This window comes from Kribbella sp. NPDC050241 (assembly GCF_044459685.1).
Lineage (GTDB): Bacteria > Actinomycetota > Actinomycetes > Propionibacteriales > Kribbellaceae > Kribbella.
Map to the genome: position 1 here is coordinate 203,716 of NZ_JBITJE010000006.1, position 20,513 is coordinate 224,228.

The 20,513-nt window shown below is 69.1% G+C and carries 17 protein-coding genes; 12 read left to right on the forward strand and 5 right to left on the reverse strand.

Annotation, left to right across the window (positions count from 1 at the left end):
* Nucleotides 1-20: 20 nt before the first annotated feature.
* From ACIBG5_RS27740 to ACIBG5_RS27775, 8 genes are read left to right on the forward strand one after another with little or no spacing between them, the layout of a single operon-like run.
* Complete coding sequence (locus ACIBG5_RS27740) at nt 21-809, forward strand: TIGR03084 family metal-binding protein (protein ID WP_396394381.1); 789 nt, start codon at nt 21-23, stop codon at nt 807-809.
* On the forward strand, nt 806-2,518 hold the full coding sequence (locus tag ACIBG5_RS27745) for an acyclic terpene utilization AtuA family protein (RefSeq protein WP_396394383.1): 1,713 nt from the start codon (nt 806-808) through the stop codon (nt 2,516-2,518). Before ACIBG5_RS27740 ends, ACIBG5_RS27745 begins: the two co-directional genes overlap by 4 nt.
* Nucleotides 2,515-3,636, forward strand: coding sequence for an acyl-CoA dehydrogenase family protein (locus ACIBG5_RS27750; RefSeq protein WP_396394384.1), 1,122 nt, complete (start codon nt 2,515-2,517; stop codon nt 3,634-3,636). The genes ACIBG5_RS27745 and ACIBG5_RS27750 overlap by 4 nt, the downstream gene beginning before the upstream one ends.
* Entirely contained in the window at nt 3,633-5,186 is a 1,554-nt protein-coding gene (locus tag ACIBG5_RS27755; RefSeq protein WP_396394385.1) for an acyl-CoA carboxylase subunit beta, read from the forward strand. The genes ACIBG5_RS27750 and ACIBG5_RS27755 overlap by 4 nt, the downstream gene beginning before the upstream one ends.
* Nucleotides 5,187-5,193: 7 nt before the next feature.
* Complete coding sequence (locus ACIBG5_RS27760; protein WP_396394386.1) at nt 5,194-7,164, forward strand: biotin carboxylase N-terminal domain-containing protein; 1,971 nt, start codon at nt 5,194-5,196, stop codon at nt 7,162-7,164.
* Nucleotides 7,161-8,318: an acyl-CoA dehydrogenase family protein gene (locus tag ACIBG5_RS27765; protein WP_396394387.1), complete on the forward strand. Its 1,158-nt coding sequence runs from the start codon at nt 7,161-7,163 to the stop codon at nt 8,316-8,318. The genes ACIBG5_RS27760 and ACIBG5_RS27765 overlap by 4 nt, the downstream gene beginning before the upstream one ends.
* Nucleotides 8,319-8,367: 49 nt before the next feature.
* Nucleotides 8,368-9,936 (forward strand): AMP-binding protein, encoded by a 1,569-nt coding sequence (locus tag ACIBG5_RS27770; RefSeq protein WP_396394388.1) that lies wholly within the window; start codon nt 8,368-8,370, stop codon nt 9,934-9,936.
* Nucleotides 9,929-10,540 (forward strand): TetR/AcrR family transcriptional regulator, encoded by a 612-nt coding sequence (locus ACIBG5_RS27775; protein ID WP_396394389.1) that lies wholly within the window; start codon nt 9,929-9,931, stop codon nt 10,538-10,540. The genes ACIBG5_RS27770 and ACIBG5_RS27775 overlap by 8 nt, the downstream gene beginning before the upstream one ends.
* On the opposite strand, the gene ACIBG5_RS27780 is transcribed toward ACIBG5_RS27775, so the two are convergent.
* Nucleotides 10,513-11,247 carry an AraC family transcriptional regulator gene (locus tag ACIBG5_RS27780; RefSeq protein ID WP_396394390.1) on the reverse strand — a complete coding sequence of 245 codons (735 nt, stop codon included), beginning with the start codon at nt 11,245-11,247 and terminating at the stop codon, nt 10,513-10,515. The genes ACIBG5_RS27775 and ACIBG5_RS27780 overlap by 28 nt on opposite strands.
* A 55-nt stretch (nt 11,248-11,302) precedes the next feature.
* Here ACIBG5_RS27780 and ACIBG5_RS27785 point away from each other — a divergent pair, with 55 nt between their 5' ends.
* Nucleotides 11,303-12,436 carry an MFS transporter gene (locus tag ACIBG5_RS27785; protein ID WP_396394391.1) on the forward strand — a complete coding sequence of 378 codons (1,134 nt, stop codon included), beginning with the start codon at nt 11,303-11,305 and terminating at the stop codon, nt 12,434-12,436.
* On the opposite strand, the gene ACIBG5_RS27790 is transcribed toward ACIBG5_RS27785, so the two are convergent.
* On the reverse strand, nt 12,426-14,681 hold the full coding sequence (locus tag ACIBG5_RS27790) for an NACHT domain-containing protein (protein ID WP_396394392.1): 2,256 nt from the start codon (nt 14,679-14,681) through the stop codon (nt 12,426-12,428). The genes ACIBG5_RS27785 and ACIBG5_RS27790 overlap by 11 nt on opposite strands.
* Nucleotides 14,682-14,957: 276 nt before the next feature.
* Here ACIBG5_RS27790 and ACIBG5_RS27795 point away from each other — a divergent pair, with 276 nt between their 5' ends.
* Nucleotides 14,958-16,409, forward strand: coding sequence for an MDR family MFS transporter (locus ACIBG5_RS27795; protein WP_396394393.1), 1,452 nt, complete (start codon nt 14,958-14,960; stop codon nt 16,407-16,409).
* Here ACIBG5_RS27795 and ACIBG5_RS27800 read toward each other — a convergent pair.
* The gene (locus tag ACIBG5_RS27800; protein WP_396394395.1) at nt 16,347-17,777 is read right to left on the reverse strand and encodes a sulfatase; all 1,431 of its coding nucleotides are present in this window, start codon (nt 17,775-17,777) and stop codon (nt 16,347-16,349) included. The genes ACIBG5_RS27795 and ACIBG5_RS27800 overlap by 63 nt on opposite strands.
* Before the next feature lie 80 nt (nt 17,778-17,857).
* Here ACIBG5_RS27800 and ACIBG5_RS27805 point away from each other — a divergent pair, with 80 nt between their 5' ends.
* Nucleotides 17,858-18,874 (forward strand): GNAT family N-acetyltransferase, encoded by a 1,017-nt coding sequence (locus tag ACIBG5_RS27805; RefSeq protein ID WP_396394396.1) that lies wholly within the window; start codon nt 17,858-17,860, stop codon nt 18,872-18,874.
* Here the strand turns inward: ACIBG5_RS27805 and ACIBG5_RS27810 are convergent.
* Nucleotides 18,869-19,303: a MarR family winged helix-turn-helix transcriptional regulator gene (locus ACIBG5_RS27810; protein WP_396394397.1), complete on the reverse strand. Its 435-nt coding sequence runs from the start codon at nt 19,301-19,303 to the stop codon at nt 18,869-18,871. The two genes, ACIBG5_RS27805 and ACIBG5_RS27810, sit on opposite strands and share 6 nt — an antisense overlap.
* A 28-nt stretch (nt 19,304-19,331) precedes the next feature.
* Between ACIBG5_RS27810 and ACIBG5_RS27815 the strand changes: the two genes are divergently transcribed.
* The gene (locus ACIBG5_RS27815) at nt 19,332-19,742 is read left to right on the forward strand and encodes a MarR family winged helix-turn-helix transcriptional regulator (protein ID WP_396394398.1); all 411 of its coding nucleotides are present in this window, start codon (nt 19,332-19,334) and stop codon (nt 19,740-19,742) included.
* A 544-nt stretch (nt 19,743-20,286) separates the two neighbouring features.
* Here the strand turns inward: ACIBG5_RS27815 and ACIBG5_RS27820 are convergent.
* Nucleotides 20,287-20,460 carry a hypothetical protein gene (locus ACIBG5_RS27820; RefSeq protein WP_165553433.1) on the reverse strand — a complete coding sequence of 58 codons (174 nt, stop codon included), beginning with the start codon at nt 20,458-20,460 and terminating at the stop codon, nt 20,287-20,289.
* Nucleotides 20,461-20,513: the final 53 nt, after the last annotated feature.

The window sequence follows — 20,513 nt, forward strand, 5'->3', positions numbered from 1 at the left end:
CCCCACCCAGGGAGTGCAGTGTGCAACTGGACGAAGTGCTGGCGGACCTGTGGGCCGAGAGTGCGGAGCTGGACCGGCTGGTCGGTGGACTCGCCGCCGACGCGTGGGCGACGCCGACCCCGGCGGAGGGCTGGACGATCGCACACCAGATCGCCCACCTGGCCTGGACCGACGAGGCCGCGCATCTCGCCGCCACCGATCCCGACGGCTTCAAGGCCTCACTACAGAAGGCGGCCGCCAACCCGACCGGATACGTCGACGAGGGTGCTGCCGAAACCGCGGCGCTGCCACCCGACCAACTCCTGCCGTACTGGCGCGAGACCCGCGCCGAGCTCGCTGACGCGCTCAAGAAGGTCGCGCCGGGCGAGAGGGTCCTCTGGTACGGCCCGCCGATGAGCCCGACCTCGATGGCGACGGCACGGTTGATGGAGACGTGGGCGCACGGCCAGGACGTGTTCGACGCGCTCGGCGTCCACCGCCAGCCGAGCAGCCGGTTGCGTCACGTCGCGCACCTCGCGGTCCGGACCCGCGACTTCGCCTACATGCTGAACGACCGCACCCCGCCGGCCGATCCGTTCAACGTGGAACTCACCGGACCCGACGGCCAGACCTGGACCTGGGGTCCGGACGACGCGGCGCAACGGGTGACCGGCCCGGCGCTCGACTTCTGCCTGCTGGCAACACAGCGCCGGCATCGCGACGACCTCGCCGTACAGGCTGAGGGCGCGGACGCGGAGGAGTGGCTTGGCATCATCCAGGCGTTCGCGGGGCTGCCGGGGAAGGGCCGGGAGCGAGGGCAGTTCGAATGACCGCGCCCCTCAGGATCGGTAACGCGTCCGGGTTCTACGGCGACCGCTTCGGCGCGGTCCACGAGATGCTCACCGGCGGTCCGCTCGACGTCCTGACCGGCGACTACCTGGCCGAGCTGACCATGCTGATCCTCGGGCGGGACCGGCTGAAGGACCCGTCGCTCGGGTACGCGCGCACGTTCCTCAAACAACTCGAGACCGGCCTCGGCGAAGCGCTCGACCGCGGCGTCAAGCTCGTCAGCAACGCCGGCGGCCTGAATCCGTCCGGCCTCGCCCAGGCGATCCAGGAGCTCGCGGACCGGCTCGGTCTGCACCCCAAGATCGCGTACGTCGAGGGCGACGACCTCCTGAAACGCGCGGACGAACTCGACCTCGGCGAGCCGCTGACCGCGAACGCCTACCTCGGTGCCTGGGGGATCGCCGAGGCACTGCAAGCCGGCGCGGACGTCGTCGTGACCGGCCGCGTCACCGACGCCTCGGTCATCGTCGGGCCCGCCGCCGCCCACCACGGCTGGAAGCGGACGCAGTACGACGAACTCGCGGGTGCCGTGGCCGCGGGTCACGTGATCGAGTGCGGCTGCCAGGCGACCGGCGGGAACTTCGCGTTCTTCAGCGAGATCCGCGACCTCGCCCGGCCCGGGTTCCCGATCGCGGAGATCCATGCCGACGGCAGCAGCGTGATCACCAAGCACGACAACAGCGGGGGCGCGGTCACGATCGACACGGTCAAGGCGCAACTGCTCTACGAGATCACCGGCGCCCGGTACGCCGGTCCGGACGTGACCACGCGGCTGGACACGATCGAGCTCGACACCGACGGACTCGACCGGGTCCGGATCTCCGGGGTCCGCGGCGAGCCGCCGCCACCGACGTACAAGGTGTCGCTCAACAGCGTCGGCGGGTTCCGCAACGAGGTGGACTTCGTGCTCACCGGGCTGCAACTGGAGCAGAAGGCCGAGCTGGTTCAGCAGCAGCTCGAACAGGCGCTGCCCAAGCGGCCGGCGGATCTTCGGTGGACTCTCGCGTGGACGGAGAAGCCGAACGCCGCGTCCGAGGAGGAGGCCAGCGTGTTCCTCCGGTGCGCGGTCAAGGACCCGGATCCGAAGGTCGTCGGCCGCGCGTTCTCCAGCGCCGCGATCGAGCTGGCGCTGGCGAGCTACCCCGGTTTCCACGTCACCGCGCCGCCTGGCGACGGATCGCCGTACGGCGTCTTCCGGGCCGGGTACGTCGACATCCATGAGGTCGAGCACACCGTCGTCCTGCCGGACGGGTCGCGGACCGTCGTCGAGCCGGCGATGGAGACGCAGCCCCTGAGTCCGGTCGACGACATCGAACTTCCGATCCCGTTGCCGCAACTGGCGTCCAGCGGGCGCCCGCGGACCCGGGAGGTCCCACTCGGACGGATCGCCGGCGCGCGGTCCGGCGACAAGGGTGGGGACGCGAACGTCGGTGTATGGGTGCGGGACGAGAAGACGTGGCGGTGGATCGCGCACACGTTGACGGTCGAGCTGTTCCAGGAGTTGCTCCCGGAGACTCAGCCGCTGACCGTGACGCGCTACGTGCTGCCGAATCTGTGGGCGGTCAACTTCGTCGTCGAGGGATTGCTGGGTGAGGGCGTCGCGTCGCAGGCGCGCTTCGACCCGCAGGCGAAGGCGGTCGGCGAATGGCTGCGCTCCCGGTACATCGACGTACCAGAGGTGCTGCTGTGAACGACTACCGGCAGACCGTACGGCGGTTCATGGCGACCGAGGTGCTGCCGCAGCTGGACCGGTGGGAACGGGACGGCGAGCTGCCGCGGGAGCTGCACAAGAAGGCCGGCCAGATCGGGATGCTCGGCGTCGGGTTCCCGGAGGCGGTCGGCGGTGGCGGCGGTTCGTTGCTGGACGCGATCGCGGTGGTCGAGGAGATGCACTACGCCGGCGGGTCCGGCGGTCTGGTCGCCTCGCTGCTGACCTGCGGGATCGCCCTCCCGCATATCGTTGCGGCAGGCAACCAGGAGCAGATCGATCGGTGGGTCCGGCCGACGCTCGACGGCGCACTGATCGGCGCGCTGGCGATCACCGAACCCGACGGCGGCTCGGATGTCGCGTCGATCCGTACGACGGCTCGGCGCGACCGTGACGTGTTTGTCGTGAACGGTGCGAAGACCTACATCACCTCGGGCTGCCGTGCGGACTTCGTCACTACCGCGGTCCGGACGGACGGGCCGGGCGCACACGGGATCAGCCTGCTGGTGATCGAGAAGGCGACGCCGGGCTTCGTGGTGTCCCGGAAGCTGGAGAAGATGGGTTGGCTGTGCTCGGACACGGCTGAGTTGTCGTTCACCGATGTCCGGGTGCCGGTGGCCAACCTGATAGGGGCCCAGGGCACCGGGTTCGTCCAGCTCGCGACGAACTTCGTGGCCGAGCGGCTGACGCTCGCGACACAGGCGTACGCCGGAGCGCAGCGAGCACTCGACCTCACCGTGGAGTGGTGTCGAGCGCGGGAGACGTTCGGCCGGCCGTTGATCTCGCGGCAGACCGTGCAGCACACGCTCACCGAGATGGCCCGGCGGATCGACGTTGCCCGGGTCTACGTACACGAGGTCGCCCGCAGGTCCGACGCCGGCGATGACGTGATCGCCGAGGTGTGCTTCGCGAAGAACACCGCGGTCGAGGCCGGGCAGTGGGTGTGCGACCAGGCGCTGCAGTTGCACGGCGGTCTCGGCTACATGCGGGAGGCCGAGGTCGAACGCCAGTACCGCGACCAGAAGATTCTCGCCATCGGCGGCGGCACCACCGAGATCCTGACCGGCCTCGCCTCGAAACGACTGGGGTTCAGTGCATGAGTAACCGCGAGGCGATGCTGGAGAAGCTGACGGCCTTGGAGGCCGAGCATGCCAAGGCGCTGGCCGGCGGTGGCGAGAAGTACGTCGACCGGCACCACAAGCGCGGCAAGTTGCTGGCCCGGGAGCGGATCGAGTTGCTGCTCGACCCGGACTCGCCGTTCCTCGAGTTGTCGGCGCTGGCCGGCTGGGGCTCGGACTTCACCGTCGGCGCCAGCCTCGTGACCGGGATCGGCGTGGTGTCAGGCGTCGAGTGTTTGATCACGGCGAACGATCCGACGGTCAAGGGCGGCGCCAGCAATCCGTGGACCCTGCGCAAGGCCCTGCGTGCGGACGAGATCGCGCGGGCGAACCGATTGCCGGTGATCAGCCTGGTCGAGTCGGGTGGTGCGGACCTGCCGACGCAGAAGGAGATCTTCATCCCGGGCGGCGCGATGTTCCGCGATCTGACCCGGTTGTCTGCGGAGGGCATTCCGACGATCGCGCTGGTGTTCGGCAACTCGACCGCGGGCGGCGCGTACATCCCCGGCATGAGCGACTACGTGGTGATGGTCGACGGCGGAGCCAAGGTGTTCCTCGCCGGTCCGCCGCTGGTGAAGATGGCGACCGGCGAGGACGCCGACGACGAGTCGCTCGGTGGCGCCGCGATGCACGCCCGGAAGTCCGGACTGGCCGACTACTTCGCGGTCGACGAGCAGGACGCGATCCGGCTCGGCCGCCAGATCGTGTCTCGGCTGAACTGGCGCAAGCTCGGTCCGCCACCGGCTCCGGCGTACGTCTCGCCTCTGTTCGACGAGGACGAGTTGCTCGGGATCGTTCCGGAGGACCTGAAGATCCCGTTCGATCCGCGGGACGTGATCGCCCGGGTGGTGGACGGGTCGGGGTTCGACGAGTTCAAGCCGCTGTACGGGTCGTCGCTGGCGACCGGCTGGGCGTCGGTGCACGGGTATCCGGTCGGCATCCTGGCCAACGCGCGCGGCGTCCTGTTCAGCGAGGAGTCGCAGAAGGCGGCGCAGTTCATCCAGCTGGCGAACCGCGCGAACACGCCGCTGATCTTCCTGCACAACACCACGGGCTACATGGTCGGGCAGGAGTACGAGCAGGGCGGGATCATCAAACACGGCGCACAGATGATCAACGCGGTCGCGAACTCCAAGGTCCCGCACATCTCGATCCTGATGGGCGCGTCGTACGGCGCCGGCCACTACGGGATGTGCGGCCGCGCCTTCGATCCGCGCTTCCTGTTCGCCTGGCCATCGGCGAAGTCGGCGGTGATGGGTCCGCAGCAGCTCGCCGGTGTCCTCTCGATCGTGGCGCGGGCCGCCGCGGCGGCGAAGAACCAGCCGTACGACGAGGACGGCGACGCCACGATGCGCGCGTACGTCGAGGGCCAGATCGAGGCGGAGTCGCTGCCGATGTTCCTGTCCGGCCGCCTGTACGACGACGGCGTGATCGACCCTCGCGACACCCGAACAGTCCTGGGCATCTGTCTGTCCGCGATCCACTCGGCACCGGTGGAGGGCACCTCCTCCTTCGGCGTCTTCAGGATGTGAGGGGCACATGCTGACAAGTGTTCTGGTGGCGAACCGTGGCGAGATCGCGCGGCGGATCTTCCGGACCGCACGGTCGCTCGGTCTGTCGACGGTGGCGGTGCATTCGACCGCCGACGCCGCGATGCCGTTCGTCGGTGAGGCGGATGCGGCTGTGCAGCTGCCGGGGAACGCGCCGGCCGACACCTACCTCCGTGGTGAGCTGGTGATCGAGGCGGCGTTGAAGGCAGGCGCGGATGCGGTGCATCCCGGATACGGATTCCTGGCGGAGAACGCCGGGTTCGCGCAGGCGGTGATCGACGCCGGGCTGACGTGGATCGGGCCGCCGGTGGACGCGATCTCGTCGATGGGCTCGAAGATCGAGGCGAAGAAGCTGATGGCGGCCGCCGGGGTGCCGGTGCTCGCCGAGCTGACGCCGGCCGAGGTGTCCGCAGCCGACTTGCCGGTGCTGGTGAAGGCATCGGCCGGCGGTGGCGGGCGTGGGATGCGAGTGGTCTCGCGGCTGGCGGATCTGCCGGGTGAGATCGAGGCTGCCTCGGCGGAGGCGCTGTCTGCCTTTGGTGACGGGACGGTGTTCTGCGAGCGGTACCTCACGGCCGGCCGGCACATCGAGGTGCAGATCATGGCCGATCAGCACGGCACGATCTGGGCGGTCGGCGAACGCGAATGCTCCATCCAGCGCCGCCACCAGAAGGTGATCGAGGAAGCCCCGTCGCCGCTCGTGGAACGCATCCCGTCCCTGCGGGCGGAGCTCTTCGACGCGGCTCGGAAGGCTGCGGCGGCGATCGGATACGTCGGCGCCGGCACCGTCGAGTTCCTGGCGGACGAGGGTGGCGCGTTCTACTTCCTCGAGATGAACACCCGCCTCCAGGTAGAGCACCCGGTTACCGAGGAGACCACGGGGTTGGACCTGGTGGAACTGCAGTTCGCGGTCGCGACCGGCGCTCACCTCCCACCCGAGCCACCCCCGACGGTCGGACACGCGATCGAGGTGCGGTCGTACGCCGAGGACCCCGCGCAGGACTGGCGGCCGCAGACGGGGGTGGTTCGGCGGTTCGCGGTCGGCGGGGAGGTTTCCGGAAAGAAGTTGGCGCCCGGTGGCGAGAATGTTCCGGAAAGCGGGGCAGGAGGGTTGCCGCGGCTTCGGGTGGACTCCGGGGTCGAGGATGGTTCGGAGGTTTCGCCGTACTACGACGCGATGCTGGCCAAGGTGATCGCGTTCGGGGCGGATCGGGCGGTCGTGGCCAGGCGGCTGGCGGGGGAACTGGAGCGGGCTCGGATTCACGGGGTCGGGACCAACCGCGACCTGCTGGTGTGGATCCTGCGGCATCCGGCCTTCCTGAATGGAGACACCGACACCGGGTTCTTCGACCGGCACGGGATCTCGCCGGAGGTCGACGCCGGGGTGGTCAGGACAGCGGCGTTGGCGGCTGCACTGGCTGATGCAGCGGGGCGGGTGCCGGTGGTGCGGGTGCCCAGCGGGTGGCGGAACGTGCCGTCGCAACCGCAGCGGAAGGCCTATCGCGTCGGTGATGCGACCGTGGAGGTCGAGTACCGGCTGACCCGGGACGGATTGGTTGTCGAGGGCAACATAGCGCTCGTGGACTCAGCGGCGGAGCGGGTGGTGCTGGAGGTTGACGGCGTACGCCGGTCATTCGATGTGGCGGTGTACGACGGACTCGTGTGCGTGGATTCCTCGGCGGGAAGTGTCGCGTTGACGCCGGTGGAGCGGTTTGTGGACCCATCGCAGCAGATCTCCGCAGGATCGTTGGTGGCGCCGATGCCGGGGACGGTGATCCGAGTCGGCGTGCAGGTGGGTGACGGGGTGAAGCAGGGACAGCCGCTGCTCTGGTTGGAGGCGATGAAGATGGAACACACCATCTCCGCCCCGGCCGACGGCGTACTCAGTGAGCTCAGGGTCGAAGCAGGTCAACAAGTCGAGGTCGGCGCCGTACTGGCCGTCGTTGGGGAGGAAGCATGAGCTTCGTGGAATCCGAGGAACGCCAGGCGCTGCGCAAGGCGGTGGGTGAGCTCGGGAAGAAGTACGGCTACAGCTGGTTCAACCGGCAGGCTCGGACCGGTGGGCACACGACCGAGCTCTGGCTGGAGGCCGGCAAGCTCGGCTACCTCGGTGTGAACCTGCCCGAGGAGTACGGCGGCGGAGGCGGCGGTATGGCCGACCTGTCGATCGTGCTCGAGGAGCTCGGCGCGGCCGGTTCCCCGCTGCTGATGATGGTCGTTTCACCGTCGATCTGCGGGACGGTGATCTCCCGTTTCGGCACCGACGAGCAGAAGCAGTGCTGGCTCCCGGGCCTGGCGGACGGTACGACGATCATGGCGTTCGCGATCACCGAGCCGGACGCCGGATCGAACTCGCACCAGATCACCACCACGGCGCGCCGTACCGACGACGGCTGGTCGCTGTCCGGCCGGAAGGTCTTCATCTCCGGCCTGGATGTGGCGCAGGCGGTCCTCGTGGTGGGCCGCACCGAGGACGCCCGAACCGGCAAGCTCAAGCCGGTCCTGTTCATCGTCCCGGTCGACGCACCGGGCGTGGAGTTCCAGCAGATCGAGATGGATCTGATCAGCCCGGACAAGCAGTTCTCGCTGTTCCTGGACGACGTACGCCTGCCGCGGGAGGCACTGGTCGGCGCCGAGGATGCGGCCCTGATGCAGCTGTTCGCCGGGCTCAACCCCGAGCGGATCATGGCGTCCGCGTTCGCGGTCGGCATCGCCAGGCACGCGCTCGGCAAGGCGACCGCGTACGTCAAGGAGCGCCAGGTCTGGAAGGCTCCGATCGGCGTCCACCAGGGACTTGCGCACCCGCTCGCGCAGATCAAGATCGAGCTCGAGCTGGCCAGGCTGATGATGCAGAAGGCGGCCGCGCTGTACGACGCCGGGGACGACCTGGCCGCAGGCGAGGCCGCGAACATGGCGAAGTACGCGGCTGGCGAAGTCGCGGTCCGCGCGACCGACCAGGCCGTCCAGTCACTCGGCGGAAACGGCATGACGGTGGAGTACGGCGTCGCCTCGCTGGTCGCGGCCGCACGTGCCACCCGGATCGCGCCGGTGAGCCGGGAGATGATCCTGAACTTCGTCGCCCAGCACTCGCTGGGCCTACCCAAGTCCTACTGAGGTCCGCCACAGTCTGATCACCCACCGGGCCAGGAGAGGATCCCCGCCGATGATCATCACGAGCCAGTTCCCACCCGTCGAGGTCCTCGACGTACCCATCCACGACGCCGTCCTCGGCCGGGCCCAGGAGTACGGCGACCGGCCGGCCATGGTCGACGGCGTCACCGGCAAGGAGCTCAGCTACGCCCAGCTGGATGCGATGACCCGCCGGGTCGCGGCCGGTCTCGCCGAGCTCGGCATCCGGCACGGCGACGTGATCGCGCTGTACAGCCCGAACACGATCCTCTACCCGGTCGTCTTCTACGGCGCTACTCGCGCCGGCGCGACCGTCACCACAGTGAACGCGCTCTACACCGCCGACGAACTGCACAAGCAGCTGGTCGACTCGAAGGCGAAGCTGCTGGTGACGATCTCGCTGTTCCTGCCGAACGCGACCGCGGCGATCGAGGGCACCGACGTGACCGAGATCTTCGTCTGCGACAGCGCCGAGGGGTACCGCTCGGTGATGGAGCTGCTCGCGTCGACCGCACCCGAGCCGGAGGTGATGATCGATCCGGCGAACGACGTCGCCGTACTGCCGTACTCGAGCGGGACGACCGGCGTGGCCAAGGGCGTGATGCTGACGCACCGGAACATCGCCACCAACATCTCGCAGGCCGAGGTGATGATCACGCTCGGGGAGGACGAGCGGATCATCGCGATCCTGCCGTTCTTCCACATCTACGGCCTGTCGGTGCTGATGAACCTGCCGCTGCGGCTCGGCGCGACCGTGGTCGTGCTGCCGAAGTTCGAGCTGCAGCAGTTCCTGACCACGCTCGACCAGCAGCGGATCACCCGGGCGTTCGTGGCTCCGCCGGTCGTGCTGGCGCTGGCGAAACACCCGGCAGTCGACGGAGTCGATCTGTCCGCGCTGAAGCACGTGACCTCGGCGGCTGCACCACTGGACGGCGAACTGGCCGAGGCCTGCGCGAAACGGCTCGGGCTGCACGCGGTGCTGCAGGCGTACGGCATGACCGAGCTGTCACCGGGCACCCATGCCGTGCCGCAGGACGACCCGGAGCCGCCGCCCGGTGCCGTCGGCAAGCTCTTCCCGTCCACCGAGATGCGGCTTGTCGGTGCCGACGGCAACGATGTTGGAGACGACGAGACCGGCGAGATCTGGATCCGCGGACCGCAGGTGATGAAGGGGTACCTGGGCCGCCTGGCGGAGACCGACGCGACCGTCGACCAGGACGGTTGGCTGCACACCGGCGACATCGGCCGGATGGACGCACGCGGGTACCTGTACGTCGTCGACCGGGTGAAGGAACTGATCAAGTATCACGGCTACCAGGTGCCGCCGGCCGAGTTGGAGGCTGTACTGCTCACCGACGACCGGATCGCGGACGCGGCGGTGATCGGCGTCCAGGCCGAGGGCAACGAGGTACCGAAGGCGTTCGTGGTGCCGATGCCCGGTGTCGAACTGACCGCCGACGACGTGATCGAGTACGTCGCCGCCCGGGTGGCGCCGTACAAGAAGATCCGGCAGGTGGAGTTCATCGACGCGGTGCCGAAGGCGGCGTCGGGCAAGATCCTGCGGCGTGAACTGCGGGCGCGGGAGGCTTCCGCCCGTGAGTGAAGCCCTGAAGGCACCCCAGCAAGACCGCAGCCGGGCCACCCGGCAGCGGTTGCTCGAGGCGGCCGTGGAGTCGCTCGCCGAGGTCGGGTACGCCGCGACGACGGTGAGCGTCGTGGCCACCCGGGCCGGGGTGTCGCGGGGTGCCGCCCAGCACCACTTCCCGACCCGGGCGGATCTGTTCGAGGCGGCGGTCGAGTACATGACCGAGGTACGGCTCGCGGAGATCAAGGCGCAGGCGGCCGCACTGCCCAGCGGCCCGGCGCGGACCGAGGCGATCGTCGAGATGCTGGCGGACGTCTACACCGGACCACTGTTCCGGGCCGCCCTGCACCTGTGGGTGGCTGCATCGACGGAGGACGCGCTGCGAAGGCAGATCGTCCGGCTGGAAGCACATGTGGGACGTCAGGCCCACCGGGCTCTGCTGGAAGTGCTGGAGGTGAGTGAACGGACTCCCGGAGTACGGGAGACCGTGCAGGGCGTGCTGGACCTGACACGCGGGTTGGGACTCGCCGACCTGCTGACGGACGACAGCGCACGCCGCAAGGGCATCGTCCGGCAGTGGAGCCGCATCCTCGATCAGGCTCTGCGGGCTCCCGGGGTGTGACCGAACGCCGCCCGGAAGGTGTCGATAAAGGCACTCGTCGACGCCCAGCCGCACTGATGCGCGACCCTGGTCACCGACTCCCCAGTCGCCAGGAGTCTGAGCGCTTGATGCAGCCGGAGCTGCGTCCGCCACTGCGGGAAGGTCATGCCGAGGTCCGTCCTGCACAACCGGCTGAGAGTCCGCTCACTGGCCCCGACTTCCCGGCCCAGCTCGGTCAGCGTTCGGGGGTCCGCAGGATCATCCCGCAGCAGATCGCAGACGGCGGCCAGCCGTGCGTCGGTGGGGGTCGGCAGGTACGTAGGACGCTGGGGCGATCGCCGCAGCTGATCAAGCAGCACCAGGTGGAGCCGCCGCCGTTCGTCCGCGTCGACCTCTTCGTCTGTCGTGTAGGTGAGGAGCAGTTCGCGAAGAAGTGGGCTCACGACGAGCGCTGATGGTGCGCCGAGGCCCAGTGGGTTCTCCTCGAGTCCCACGGTGTGTAGCGCGGTCTCGCCGTACGCGCGGTGCTCGTGCAGGGTGCCGGCCGGGACCCAGATCGCTCTGGTCCCTGGGACGATCCAGCTGCCTGCGTCGGTGGTCACCGAGAGAACGCCACGGCCGGCGTACACGATCTGGTTCCGGTCGTGCCAGTGCGCCTCGATCGCACCGCCGGCCGGGATCGGCCGGATTCCGGTGTTCGCGGGACGGAGCTGGCGGGTTTCCGGCATAGATTGGCATTTTATCGGAAGCCGGACAGCGGCGTCGGCGACAACCATCGACGGTGTGCTGAGACTTCGACCGATCGGACTGATGGCGATCGGGCACGCGTGCGTGGATGTGTACCAGGGCGCCGTACCGGCGCTGGTGCCGTTCCTGGTCGCCGAGCGCGGGCTCGGATACGTCGCGGTGTCCGGGATCACGTTGGCTGCGACGCTGCTGTCCTCGGTGGTGCAGCCGGTGTTCGGCGCACTGACCGATCGGCGGCCGCTGGCTTGGCTGATCCCGGTCGCGATGACGACGGCGGGACTCGGGATCGCGCTGGTCGGCGTCGGCGACACGTACCTGCTCAGCTGGCTGGCTGCCGCACTGTCCGGGCTCGGTGTCGCCGCCTATCACCCGGAGGCGGCGCGGATGGCGCGTGCGGTGAGTGGCGGCAGCCATGTCGGGATGAGCTGGTTCTCGGTCGGCGGGAACGTCGGTTTCGCGCTGGCGCCGGTGCTCGTCACGCCGATCATGGCGGCAGGTGGACTGTCGCTGACTCCGCTGCTCGTCGTACCGGCGCTGGTCGGTGCGGTGATCACCAGGCTGGCTGTTCGCTCCGCACGCTTGGTTGCTGGAGGCAATCGAATGCAACGGCCCGGGAGTGACGACTGGCCGTCGTTCCTGCGGTTGTCGGCGATCATGGTGTGCCGCTCGATCGTGTTCGTCGGCCTCGGCACCTTCATCGCCCTGTACGCCGGCCAGCGGGTCGGCAGTGGAACGACGACCGGCGGGGTGGCGTTGTTCGTGTTGTTCGCGGCCGGCGCCCTCGGCACGCTGCTCGGCGGCCGGTTCGCCACCCGGTACGGGCGGGTCCGGACGATGCGGACGTCGTACGCCGTCGCCGTACCGGCCATCGCGGCGCTGGTGTTCGTGCCCGGCCCGGCGTTCTTCGGCTTCCTCGCGCTGACCGCGATCGCGATGTCGATCCCGTTCTCGCTGCACGTCACCCTCGGCCAGGACTTCCTCCCCGGCCGGGTCGGTACCGCGGGCGGCATGACGCTCGGTCTCGCGGTCAGCATCGGCGGAGTCGCCACCCCGGTGCTCGGCACGATCGCCGAACACACCTCACTGCGCGTCGCGCTGAGCCCGCTGATCGCGCTGGTCCTGACCGGCTGCCTGATGGGCTTCGCGCTGAACGAACCCGCTACCGGGTAGCGGCGGTCGCCCGCTGGGCGATCCGGCGCTCGACCTTCTCGGCCAGGTGGTTGGGGGAGCACTCGGCCAAGTGGTCGCGGACGAGCAGGTGGATGAAGGAGTACTCACCGCGTCCGGTGCGGGCGAGCACGTACCGGTCGGCGGCGTACCGGAGGAAGGCACGGCGGCGCCACGGAAGGTACCCGGTCCAGCGGAGCAGGAAGTCGTGGAGCAGACGGGAGAGCGGCCCGGCGAACAGCGGTGGACGACGGCGCCACGCCTTCGCGGCGACAGCGCCGGTGATCACACCGGCCACCGCTTCGAGGTCAGGGGAGGTCAGATCGGCGCCGAGTGCCACGGCCAGCAGGAATCCGCCGACTGCACCGCCCAGCACCCACAGATCCATCCACCAGCCATGTCCAGCGGGCTGCTGGACCACGTGGTCGGTCGGTAGCGACTTGACCAGCCGGATGCCTTGCGCGACGAGCAGTCCGATCGCCAGACCGGTCGCGAAGCTGTCGGGCCGATCACCGATGCTGAGCGTCAACCAGCCGGCCGCGACCACCACAGCGAGCCGGACTCCCAGCAGCAACCGACGCCTGTTGCTGTGGGAGACCACCTGCTCGACGACGTACGACGCTGCGATCGCTGCCGCCTCGACACCGAGCGCCAGCCACACCGGGAGGAACTCGACCAGTCCCATCACAGCGACGATCAGGACGACCGTGCACGACGTACTCAGGACGAGCGTGAGCGCGAGCAGTGGCGCCCGCTGCGGCTTGGGCCCTTCGGTCATCAGCGCCTGCCACGGATGCGGCTTGATATGCACGAGTAGCAGTGCCGCTCCGGCCACGGCCAGCCCGGCTAGTACGCCGTACTGCGCGAGCGTCACGAGGATCGCACCGGCGGCCAACCCGGCGAAGATGGCGGGCAGGCTGACCGCATGGGCCAGGTAGTCCACCTCTGGCAGGGACAGTCCGTACCAGCCGTTGGGGATCAGCCACCGCGGTACGGCGGTGCGGTCACCGGCGCGGCTGCGGGTCCACCACGCCAGGCACCATAGCGAACGGACCGCCGTCCTTGAGTCGTACTGGCGATTGGTCGAGCGGTGTCTGGCCAGGACCTCGCTGATGTAGGTGTCGAACAGCTCGCGCCGCAGGTCGGCGACACCGCCTGCGACGACTTCCTCCGGCACGCGGCCGTGGTACGCGAGGATCATCACGTTCAGCATCAGCGGTGAGTTGACCAGGTCCCACAGTTCGTCGTCCTGCTCGATCGCTGCGCGCGCACCGTCCAGGTCCGGACCGACAGCGGCGAAGTAGTCGAGCACCTGCTGCCTGGTGAGCGGCCTGATGTGCACAGCGCCGTGCAGGCTGAGCTGGTCGGGGAGAAGCTCGTAGTCCTGCGTGCGGCACGTGATGGCGAGCCTGCCGATCAGGTAGCGGCGGCGGAGCTCTTCGAGGACTGGTGCGAGTTTGGCGCGGCTCGGTTTGGCGATCTCGTCGAGGCCGTCGAGCAGGAGTGCCAGGCGGCCGCGGCGCAGCCAGGTGCGGCCGACGGCGGCAGGGATGCCGTAGCGCGTGTTGAGCTCACCCAGCAGCCAGCGGACGAAGCCGGCCAGGAGCGGACTGTCCTGCGGTTCGTCGTCGTCCTTCCGCGACGGCTGAGCGGTCCATCCGGCCAGATCGATCAGAACAGGGATTGGCTTGCTCTCGTCTGCGTGGGCCTGCTCGGCGAGGGCGCGGGCGAGCTCAAGCAGCAGAGTGGTCTTGCCGGCGCCGGGTGCGCCGAGGATCAGCATCGAGTCCTGCAGTTGGTCGAACACCGTGGCGATGTCGGTGTCGTCGGAGACGGGTCGAGGTGAGCTGTCGAGTGGCTGGACCAGCAGGTCGTACGGCCGGATGACGGCTTCGGGACGCTCCTCGAGGGCCAGAGCGATGCGGGTGCGGGAGGCGAGCGAACCGGCCACGCGCTGGGACAGGTAGCGGTCGACGCGAGCCAGCGCGTTCGGCCGGTTGCGCGGCTGGTCGGCGGAGCGACCGGAGACGGTGGGCAGCCGTCGGCTGCGGAACTCGAACAGCGCGGTGACGATCGCGACCAACCAGAGCGCACCGATCACCGGCCAGGTCCAGTCCGCGTACGGCGCCAGGAAGCCGGGAGCGGTGCCACCGGTGCCGACGTTGATCGCGATCGGCAGCAGCACCAGCGTGAGCGACACGGTCACCACGAGCACGACGGCACGCAGCATCCCATCCCGAATCCTCACCCCCCGGAGCGTAGCTGTGCACTAGGGCACGTCTCTCGATTCCCTGCAGTAGCGAGCAGGTGCTCGGCGGAGTGCAGCGCAAGGCGGAGGGCGAGGCTCGGAGTGGGGTTCTCCGTGCCTCGTCCTCCAACGCCGCGATGTGCCCGCCGAGTGCCGCGCAGCACGCAGGGAATTGAGAGATGTGCCCTAGGCCGACCGTGCGTGCCCGAGCGCGCGTCCACCTGGCGATCCGGCGCTGCGGGAATCGTTGTCCCGGCAGTTAGATTGGCCTTTGTCATGACTACTGAGCGGATCGACCGGGCGAGTGTGGGGCTTCGGTCGGAGCGGGGACCGATCCTGCTCGCGGTGATGCTGAGCGTGGGGCTGGTGGCGATCGACGCGACCATTCTGGCCACCGCCGTCCCGTCGGTGGTGGATGACCTCGGCGGCTTCACCCAGTTCCCCTGGCTGTTCTCGATCTACCTGCTGGCCCAGGCCGTCTCGGTGCCGATCTACGGCAAGCTCGCCGACCTGCGCGGGCGCAAGCCGATCATGCTGGTCGGCGTCGGGCTGTTCCTGCTCGGGTCGGTGCTGTGCGGGTTCGCCTGGAGCATGCCGGCGCTGATCGCGTTCCGGCTGGTCCAGGGACTCGGTGCCGGCGCGATCCAGCCGATCGGGATGACGATCGTCGGCGACATCTACACGGTGGCCGAGCGGGCCAAGGTCCAGGGCTACCTGGCCAGCGTGTGGGGGATCTCGTCGTTCGTCGGCCCGACCCTCGGCGGGCTGTTCTCCGACTTCATCTCGTGGCGCTGGATCTTCTTCGTGAACATCCCGCTCGGCATCGCCGCCGCCTGGGCGCTGGTGCGTCGCTTCCACGAGAACGCCGTACCGCGGACCAGCCACCGGATCGACTACGCCGGTGCGGTGCTGCTCGCGGTCGGCGGCTCGATGCTGTTGCTCGGCCTGCTCGAGGGCGGCGTGATGTGGTCCTGGGACTCGAGCGCGAGCATCGCGATCCTGGCCGGGGCGGTCGGCCTGCTGACCGCGTTCGTCGTCGTCGAGCGCCGCGCGCCCGAGCCGGTGCTCCCGCTGTGGGTGCTCAGCCGGCGCGTCCTGAACTCCGCGAACTCGGCGGCCCTTCTGATCGGCGTGCTGATGATCGGCCTGTCGACGTACGTGCCGCTGTTCGCCCAGAGCGTGCTGGGTACGTCGGCTCTGGTCGCCGGGTTCGCGTTGGCCGCGATGACGCTGGGGTGGCCGATCGCTGCCTCGGTGGCCGGGCGGATCTACCTGCGGCTCGGGTTCCGTACGACGATGCTGTTCGGCGCGTGCATCGTGGTCGTCGGCGCTGGGCTGCTGCTCACGGTCGGGACCGAGAGTTCTGTGCTGCACCTGGCCGGTGCCTGCTTCGTCATCGGCATCGGACTCGGCTTCTCCGCGTCGCCGTCGGTCGTGGCGGCGCAGTCGTCGGTCGAGTGGCAGACGCGTGGTGTGGTGACGGGCGCGAACATGTTCGCCCGATCGGTCGGTAGCGCGATCGGAGTGGCCGCCTTCGGCGCCGTGGCCAATGGTGTGGTCGCCGCACGTCTCGGCGACGACCACGCCGATCTCGAGACGCTGCCCGGCGACGTTCTGGCCCCGGCGATCCACGACGTCTACTACGGCGCCGCCGGAGCCGCCGTCCTACTCGTCGCTGCCGTTCTCTTCATGCCGAACCGGATCCCCGAGCAGCCCAACCGGGTCTAGGCCGACCTCGGTGCGCCAGGTGGCGTGCAGCGCTTGGAGACGTTGGGCGATCCCGGGCTCGTCGGTCAGGCGGTTGTGTTGCTCACCCAGGTCGGCGGCGAGGTTGGTCAGATGCCGGCCGGAGCCCATCGGTGCGTGCTCGTACTGGCTGAGGTGAGCGACGGATGGGCTGTCGCTGTCGACCCAGCTGAGCTTCCAGTCACCGGATCGCACGGCCCACTGGAAGCCGCAGTCCCAGTGCAGGGCGGTGTGAGCGGACTGGGTCTCGCCGGTGAGCACCGGCAGCAGGTCGACGCCATCCGACTCGGCTTCACCACCTGCGGCAGCGACCAGGGTGGGCACGAGGTCCAGCGTGCTCACCAGTGCATCCGTCTGCTGGCTGGCTGGCAGCCGCTCGGGCCAGCGCCACAGCATCGGGACCCGGATGCCGCCTTCCCAGACCGTGTACTTGGTCCCGCGCAGCGGCGTGTTGTCCGCGAAGTTGCAGGTCGAGCCGCCGTTGTCGGTGGTGTAGACGACCAGAGTGTTGTCTGCCTGACCAGTGGCGTCGAGCAGGTCGAGCAGCTTGCCGATCTCGGCGTCCATGAGCTCGAGCTGCGCCAGGTAGTACTCGCGCCCGTGGGGGAGGTTGGGCACGATCACGTCGTCGTACCACTCGGTGTAGGTGCGGCCGGACTCCGGCTTCCAGTCGTTGTACTCCGGCAGACCGCGGCGGGCGAGTTCTTCGGCGGGCAACTGCCAGCAGAAGTTGTGCACCGCGTTGAAGGCGAGCATGCAGAAGTACGGGCGTTCGTCCTCGGTCTCGATGAACTCCGCGGCGCGGCGGCCGAGCTCGCTGGTCAGGAAGCCCTCGTGCTCGACCGGCTCGTCACCGGACAACAGTGGCTGCACCGCCATGTACTTGGCGGCATCGGCGCCGTACTCGCTCTGGGACTGCTCGGAGTGGTGCAGGTAGTTGAGCCGGCCGAGCGACTGCCCGGCCAGGCCGTACAGCGTCTCCTCGAAGCCGTGCTGTGGTGGGCAGGCCCGGTCCCCGACGTTCTCGCCGCCGTAGTGGACCTTGCCGAAGTACCCGGTCCGGTAGCCGCGCTCCTGCAGCAGCTCCGCCAGACTCGGTACGTCGTCCGGCGCGAAGGAGGCCGAGTCGAACCACTGACCACCCCACCGCTGCTGGTACCGCCCCGAGATGATCCCCGCCCGCGACGGACTACAGATCGGCGCGGTCACGTAAGCACTCGAGCAGCTCACTCCACCACCAGCCAGCCGATCGAGCGCCGGCGTCCGCACATCAGAATGCACCCCCAGCGCACTCCGATCCGCGTACCCATGGTCATCCGACACGATCAGCAGAATGTTCGGCGTGGACACGGTTCCGCACTCTGTCACACCCAGCAGTCCGGTGCCGATAAGAAGCGGAACACTTCGCGACGAGCAACTAGGTTGCTGGTATGCGTGCGGTCGACTGTGTGGGTGCCTTGATCCGGGACGAGCAGCAGCGTGTCTACGTGCAGCGGCGTACGGCGGAGCGGCGGTTGCTGCCGGGGATCTGGGACATCGTCGGCGGGCACCTGGAAGCGGGAGAGACACCGGAGCAGGCGCTGGCGCGGGAGGTCGAGGAGGAGACCGGCTGGAAGGTCCGCGACATCGTCTGGACCGTCGCCGACTGGGAGTGGGAGTACGAGGGCCGGGTACGGCGTGAGCTCGACTACCTGATCACAGTCGACGGGGACCTGAGCAGGCCGCGACTCGAAGAGGGCAAGCACGACGCGTCGGCCTGGGTCGGGCCGGACGACCTCGAACTGCTGATGGTCGGCCGCACCGACGGCGACCGGAGGCTGCGCGACATCGTGGCGCAGGCAGTCCGAACCCGGTTCACCGAGCGCCTCCGGCTCGAACCGATGACCGCGCCGGGCGACGTCCTGCCCGGACATGCCGCGGACCTCGAGATCCTGCACGCCGATCCGTGGGTCGCCCAATGGTTCGCCGGCACCTGGTCCGCCGAGGAGTCGCTCGAGCGAGCCACCGGGATGCACGGGGCATGGGAGCAGGACGGCGTCAGCAAGTGGATGGCCTACGACCGGACGTCCGGTGCACTGGTCGGTCGGGGCGGGCTCTCGTGTCTGGGGGACTCAGAGCAGATGACCGCGCTCGTGGGGTCCGAGTGGGCGACCGATCGGCTCGAGCTCGGGTGGAGTGTGCTCACGGCGTACCGCGGCCAGGGCATCGCGACCGAGATCGGCCGAGCCGGACTGGACTTCGCGTTCCGCACACTCGGTGCGAGTTCGGTCGTCGCGTTCACCGAGCGGATCAACAGCGCGTCCCGGGCGGTGATGGAGCGGCTCGGGATGACCTACGTGGGTGAAGCCACGTACGAAGGGCTGGTCGACGGCTCGGCCGAGGTCCAGCCGGACGCGCCGTTCGCGGTCTACATCACCGGACCCGAAGCGGACATCCAGCGGTCATAGCCGGTCGAAGCCGCTCACGAACCGGGTCAACAGGTCCGCGAAGGTCTCCCGCTCCGCGTCCGTCCAGCCGGCCATCGCATCGGCGAACCGCTCCTGGCGATAGCCGTGCACCCAATCGAGCTGCTGCCGGCCTTCGGCGGTCAGCACCAGGTTCGTACGGCGACCGTCCTGCTGGTCGGCCTCACGCCGTACCAGACCGGCGGACACCGCCGCGGCGGCCAGCTTGCTCGCCCGGGGTTGGTCGACGCCGAGGGCCGCGGCGACTCCGTTCACCCCGATCGAGCCCGGTGCGGCCGCCTCGATCGCGTCGAGGACGTCCTGGACCGGGTCGGGTCCGCCGGACTGTACGGCGAGGGCCCGGCGGGTCTGGCGGCGGCGGATCGCGATCATCGCCGTCTCCACCGCGACGACCGGGTCGGTCTTGTCCACGGGCACTCCAAAATATATGCTCGTTGACATGTATATGTCGGATGACAACAAGCCTATCGGCTGGTGGCTGAAGGAGGTGGACCGGCTGCTCGAAGCGTCGTTCGAGCGGGTCCTCGCCGCGGACGGGCTGACGCGCCGGCAGTGGCAGGCGCTCAACGCGGCCGCCGGCCCGGAGCCGATCGCGATGACACTGGCGCCGTTCCTGACCGCGGACCCCGCCGAACTGGCCGCCGTCACCACCCCACTGACCGATCGCGGCTGGCTGACCGGCGAAGACCTCACCGAGGAGGGCCGGGCCGCACTCGAGACGCTGAGCGCCAAAGTTCACCAGCAGCGCCGACACGTGACAGCCGGCATCACCCCCGAGCAGTACGCCGCCACGCTCGGGATCCTCCGGCGGATGGCCCACAACCTCGCAGCCTCCGCGAGCGGAGACTGACTCCGAGCGGGGAGTCTCGCCGGCCGAATCAGGTGCGCAATGCTCCCCGGACCGGGTACACACCCTCCCCGATGGCCGGTTGTTTCACGAGTGACGTCTTATCGGACGCCAGCGATCAAACAACCCGCCAGCGACCGCGCCGACCACCCGGGACACCCGGGGCCATCGGAAATGGCTCCGCTGTGTGATCGCCCAGGCGCGGCGGTCACACAGCGGAGCAGGCCACCTCAGGGGGTGGCTCTCGGTGAGGTGTCAAGAGCCACCGGTGTCCTACCGCCCAGGACACTCGGCCCTGCCTGGCCCGAGGTGTCGGCCAGGAGGTGGTTTGGAACGGCTGGGCGGCGGTGACACAGGGAGCTCAACCGCCAGGCCCAGCCGGGTCGATGGGCGGTGTGGTCCGGAGCTGAGGAGTGCTCCGGACCACACCTGGGTTTCGTCCGGGACTGAGGAGTGTCTCGGACCTTCCAGAGCTGCCCCTGAGCGTGAGGAGACCCCAGGGCGCAGCGAACCGGGTCTGAGGAGGACCCGGAAGGTCGTGGTGTTTTCAGTCGGTGCTGTCGAGCGGGCCGAGTACGTCGTTGGTGACTCGGAGACCGGCGAAACGGCGCCGCATCGCCTGTTCGTAGCGGGCTGCCAACGGCGCCTCCGCGACGTACTGAGCGATCACGTGCTCGCCGAACCAGACCCGAACTCGGCGCCGGTGCTGCCTCGACGTCATTTCCGCGATGGTCACTACTTCTCACCCCGTAACTCTGAGCCCTTGCAACCAGT

Excerpts from the sequence above, each read along its gene's own strand:
- ACIBG5_RS27745 (WP_396394383.1), top strand. The coding sequence starts at position 806 with ATGACCGCGCCCCTCAGGATCGGTAACGCGTCCGGGTTCTACGGCGAC.
- ACIBG5_RS27755 (WP_396394385.1), top strand. The coding sequence starts at position 3,633 with ATGAGTAACCGCGAGGCGATGCTGGAGAAGCTGACGGCCTTGGAGGCC.
- ACIBG5_RS27760 (WP_396394386.1), top strand. The coding sequence starts at position 5,194 with ATGCTGACAAGTGTTCTGGTGGCGAACCGTGGCGAGATCGCGCGGCGG.
- ACIBG5_RS27765 (WP_396394387.1), top strand. The coding sequence starts at position 7,161 with ATGAGCTTCGTGGAATCCGAGGAACGCCAGGCGCTGCGCAAGGCGGTG.
- ACIBG5_RS27770 (WP_396394388.1), top strand. The coding sequence starts at position 8,368 with ATGATCATCACGAGCCAGTTCCCACCCGTCGAGGTCCTCGACGTACCC.
- ACIBG5_RS27780 (WP_396394390.1), bottom strand. The coding sequence starts at position 11,247 with ATGCCGGAAACCCGCCAGCTCCGTCCCGCGAACACCGGAATCCGGCCG.
- ACIBG5_RS27795 (WP_396394393.1), top strand. The coding sequence starts at position 14,958 with ATGACTACTGAGCGGATCGACCGGGCGAGTGTGGGGCTTCGGTCGGAG.
- ACIBG5_RS27805 (WP_396394396.1), top strand. The coding sequence starts at position 17,858 with ATGCGTGCGGTCGACTGTGTGGGTGCCTTGATCCGGGACGAGCAGCAG.
- ACIBG5_RS27815 (WP_396394398.1), top strand. The coding sequence starts at position 19,332 with ATGTATATGTCGGATGACAACAAGCCTATCGGCTGGTGGCTGAAGGAG.
- ACIBG5_RS27820 (WP_165553433.1), bottom strand. The coding sequence starts at position 20,460 with ATGACGTCGAGGCAGCACCGGCGCCGAGTTCGGGTCTGGTTCGGCGAG.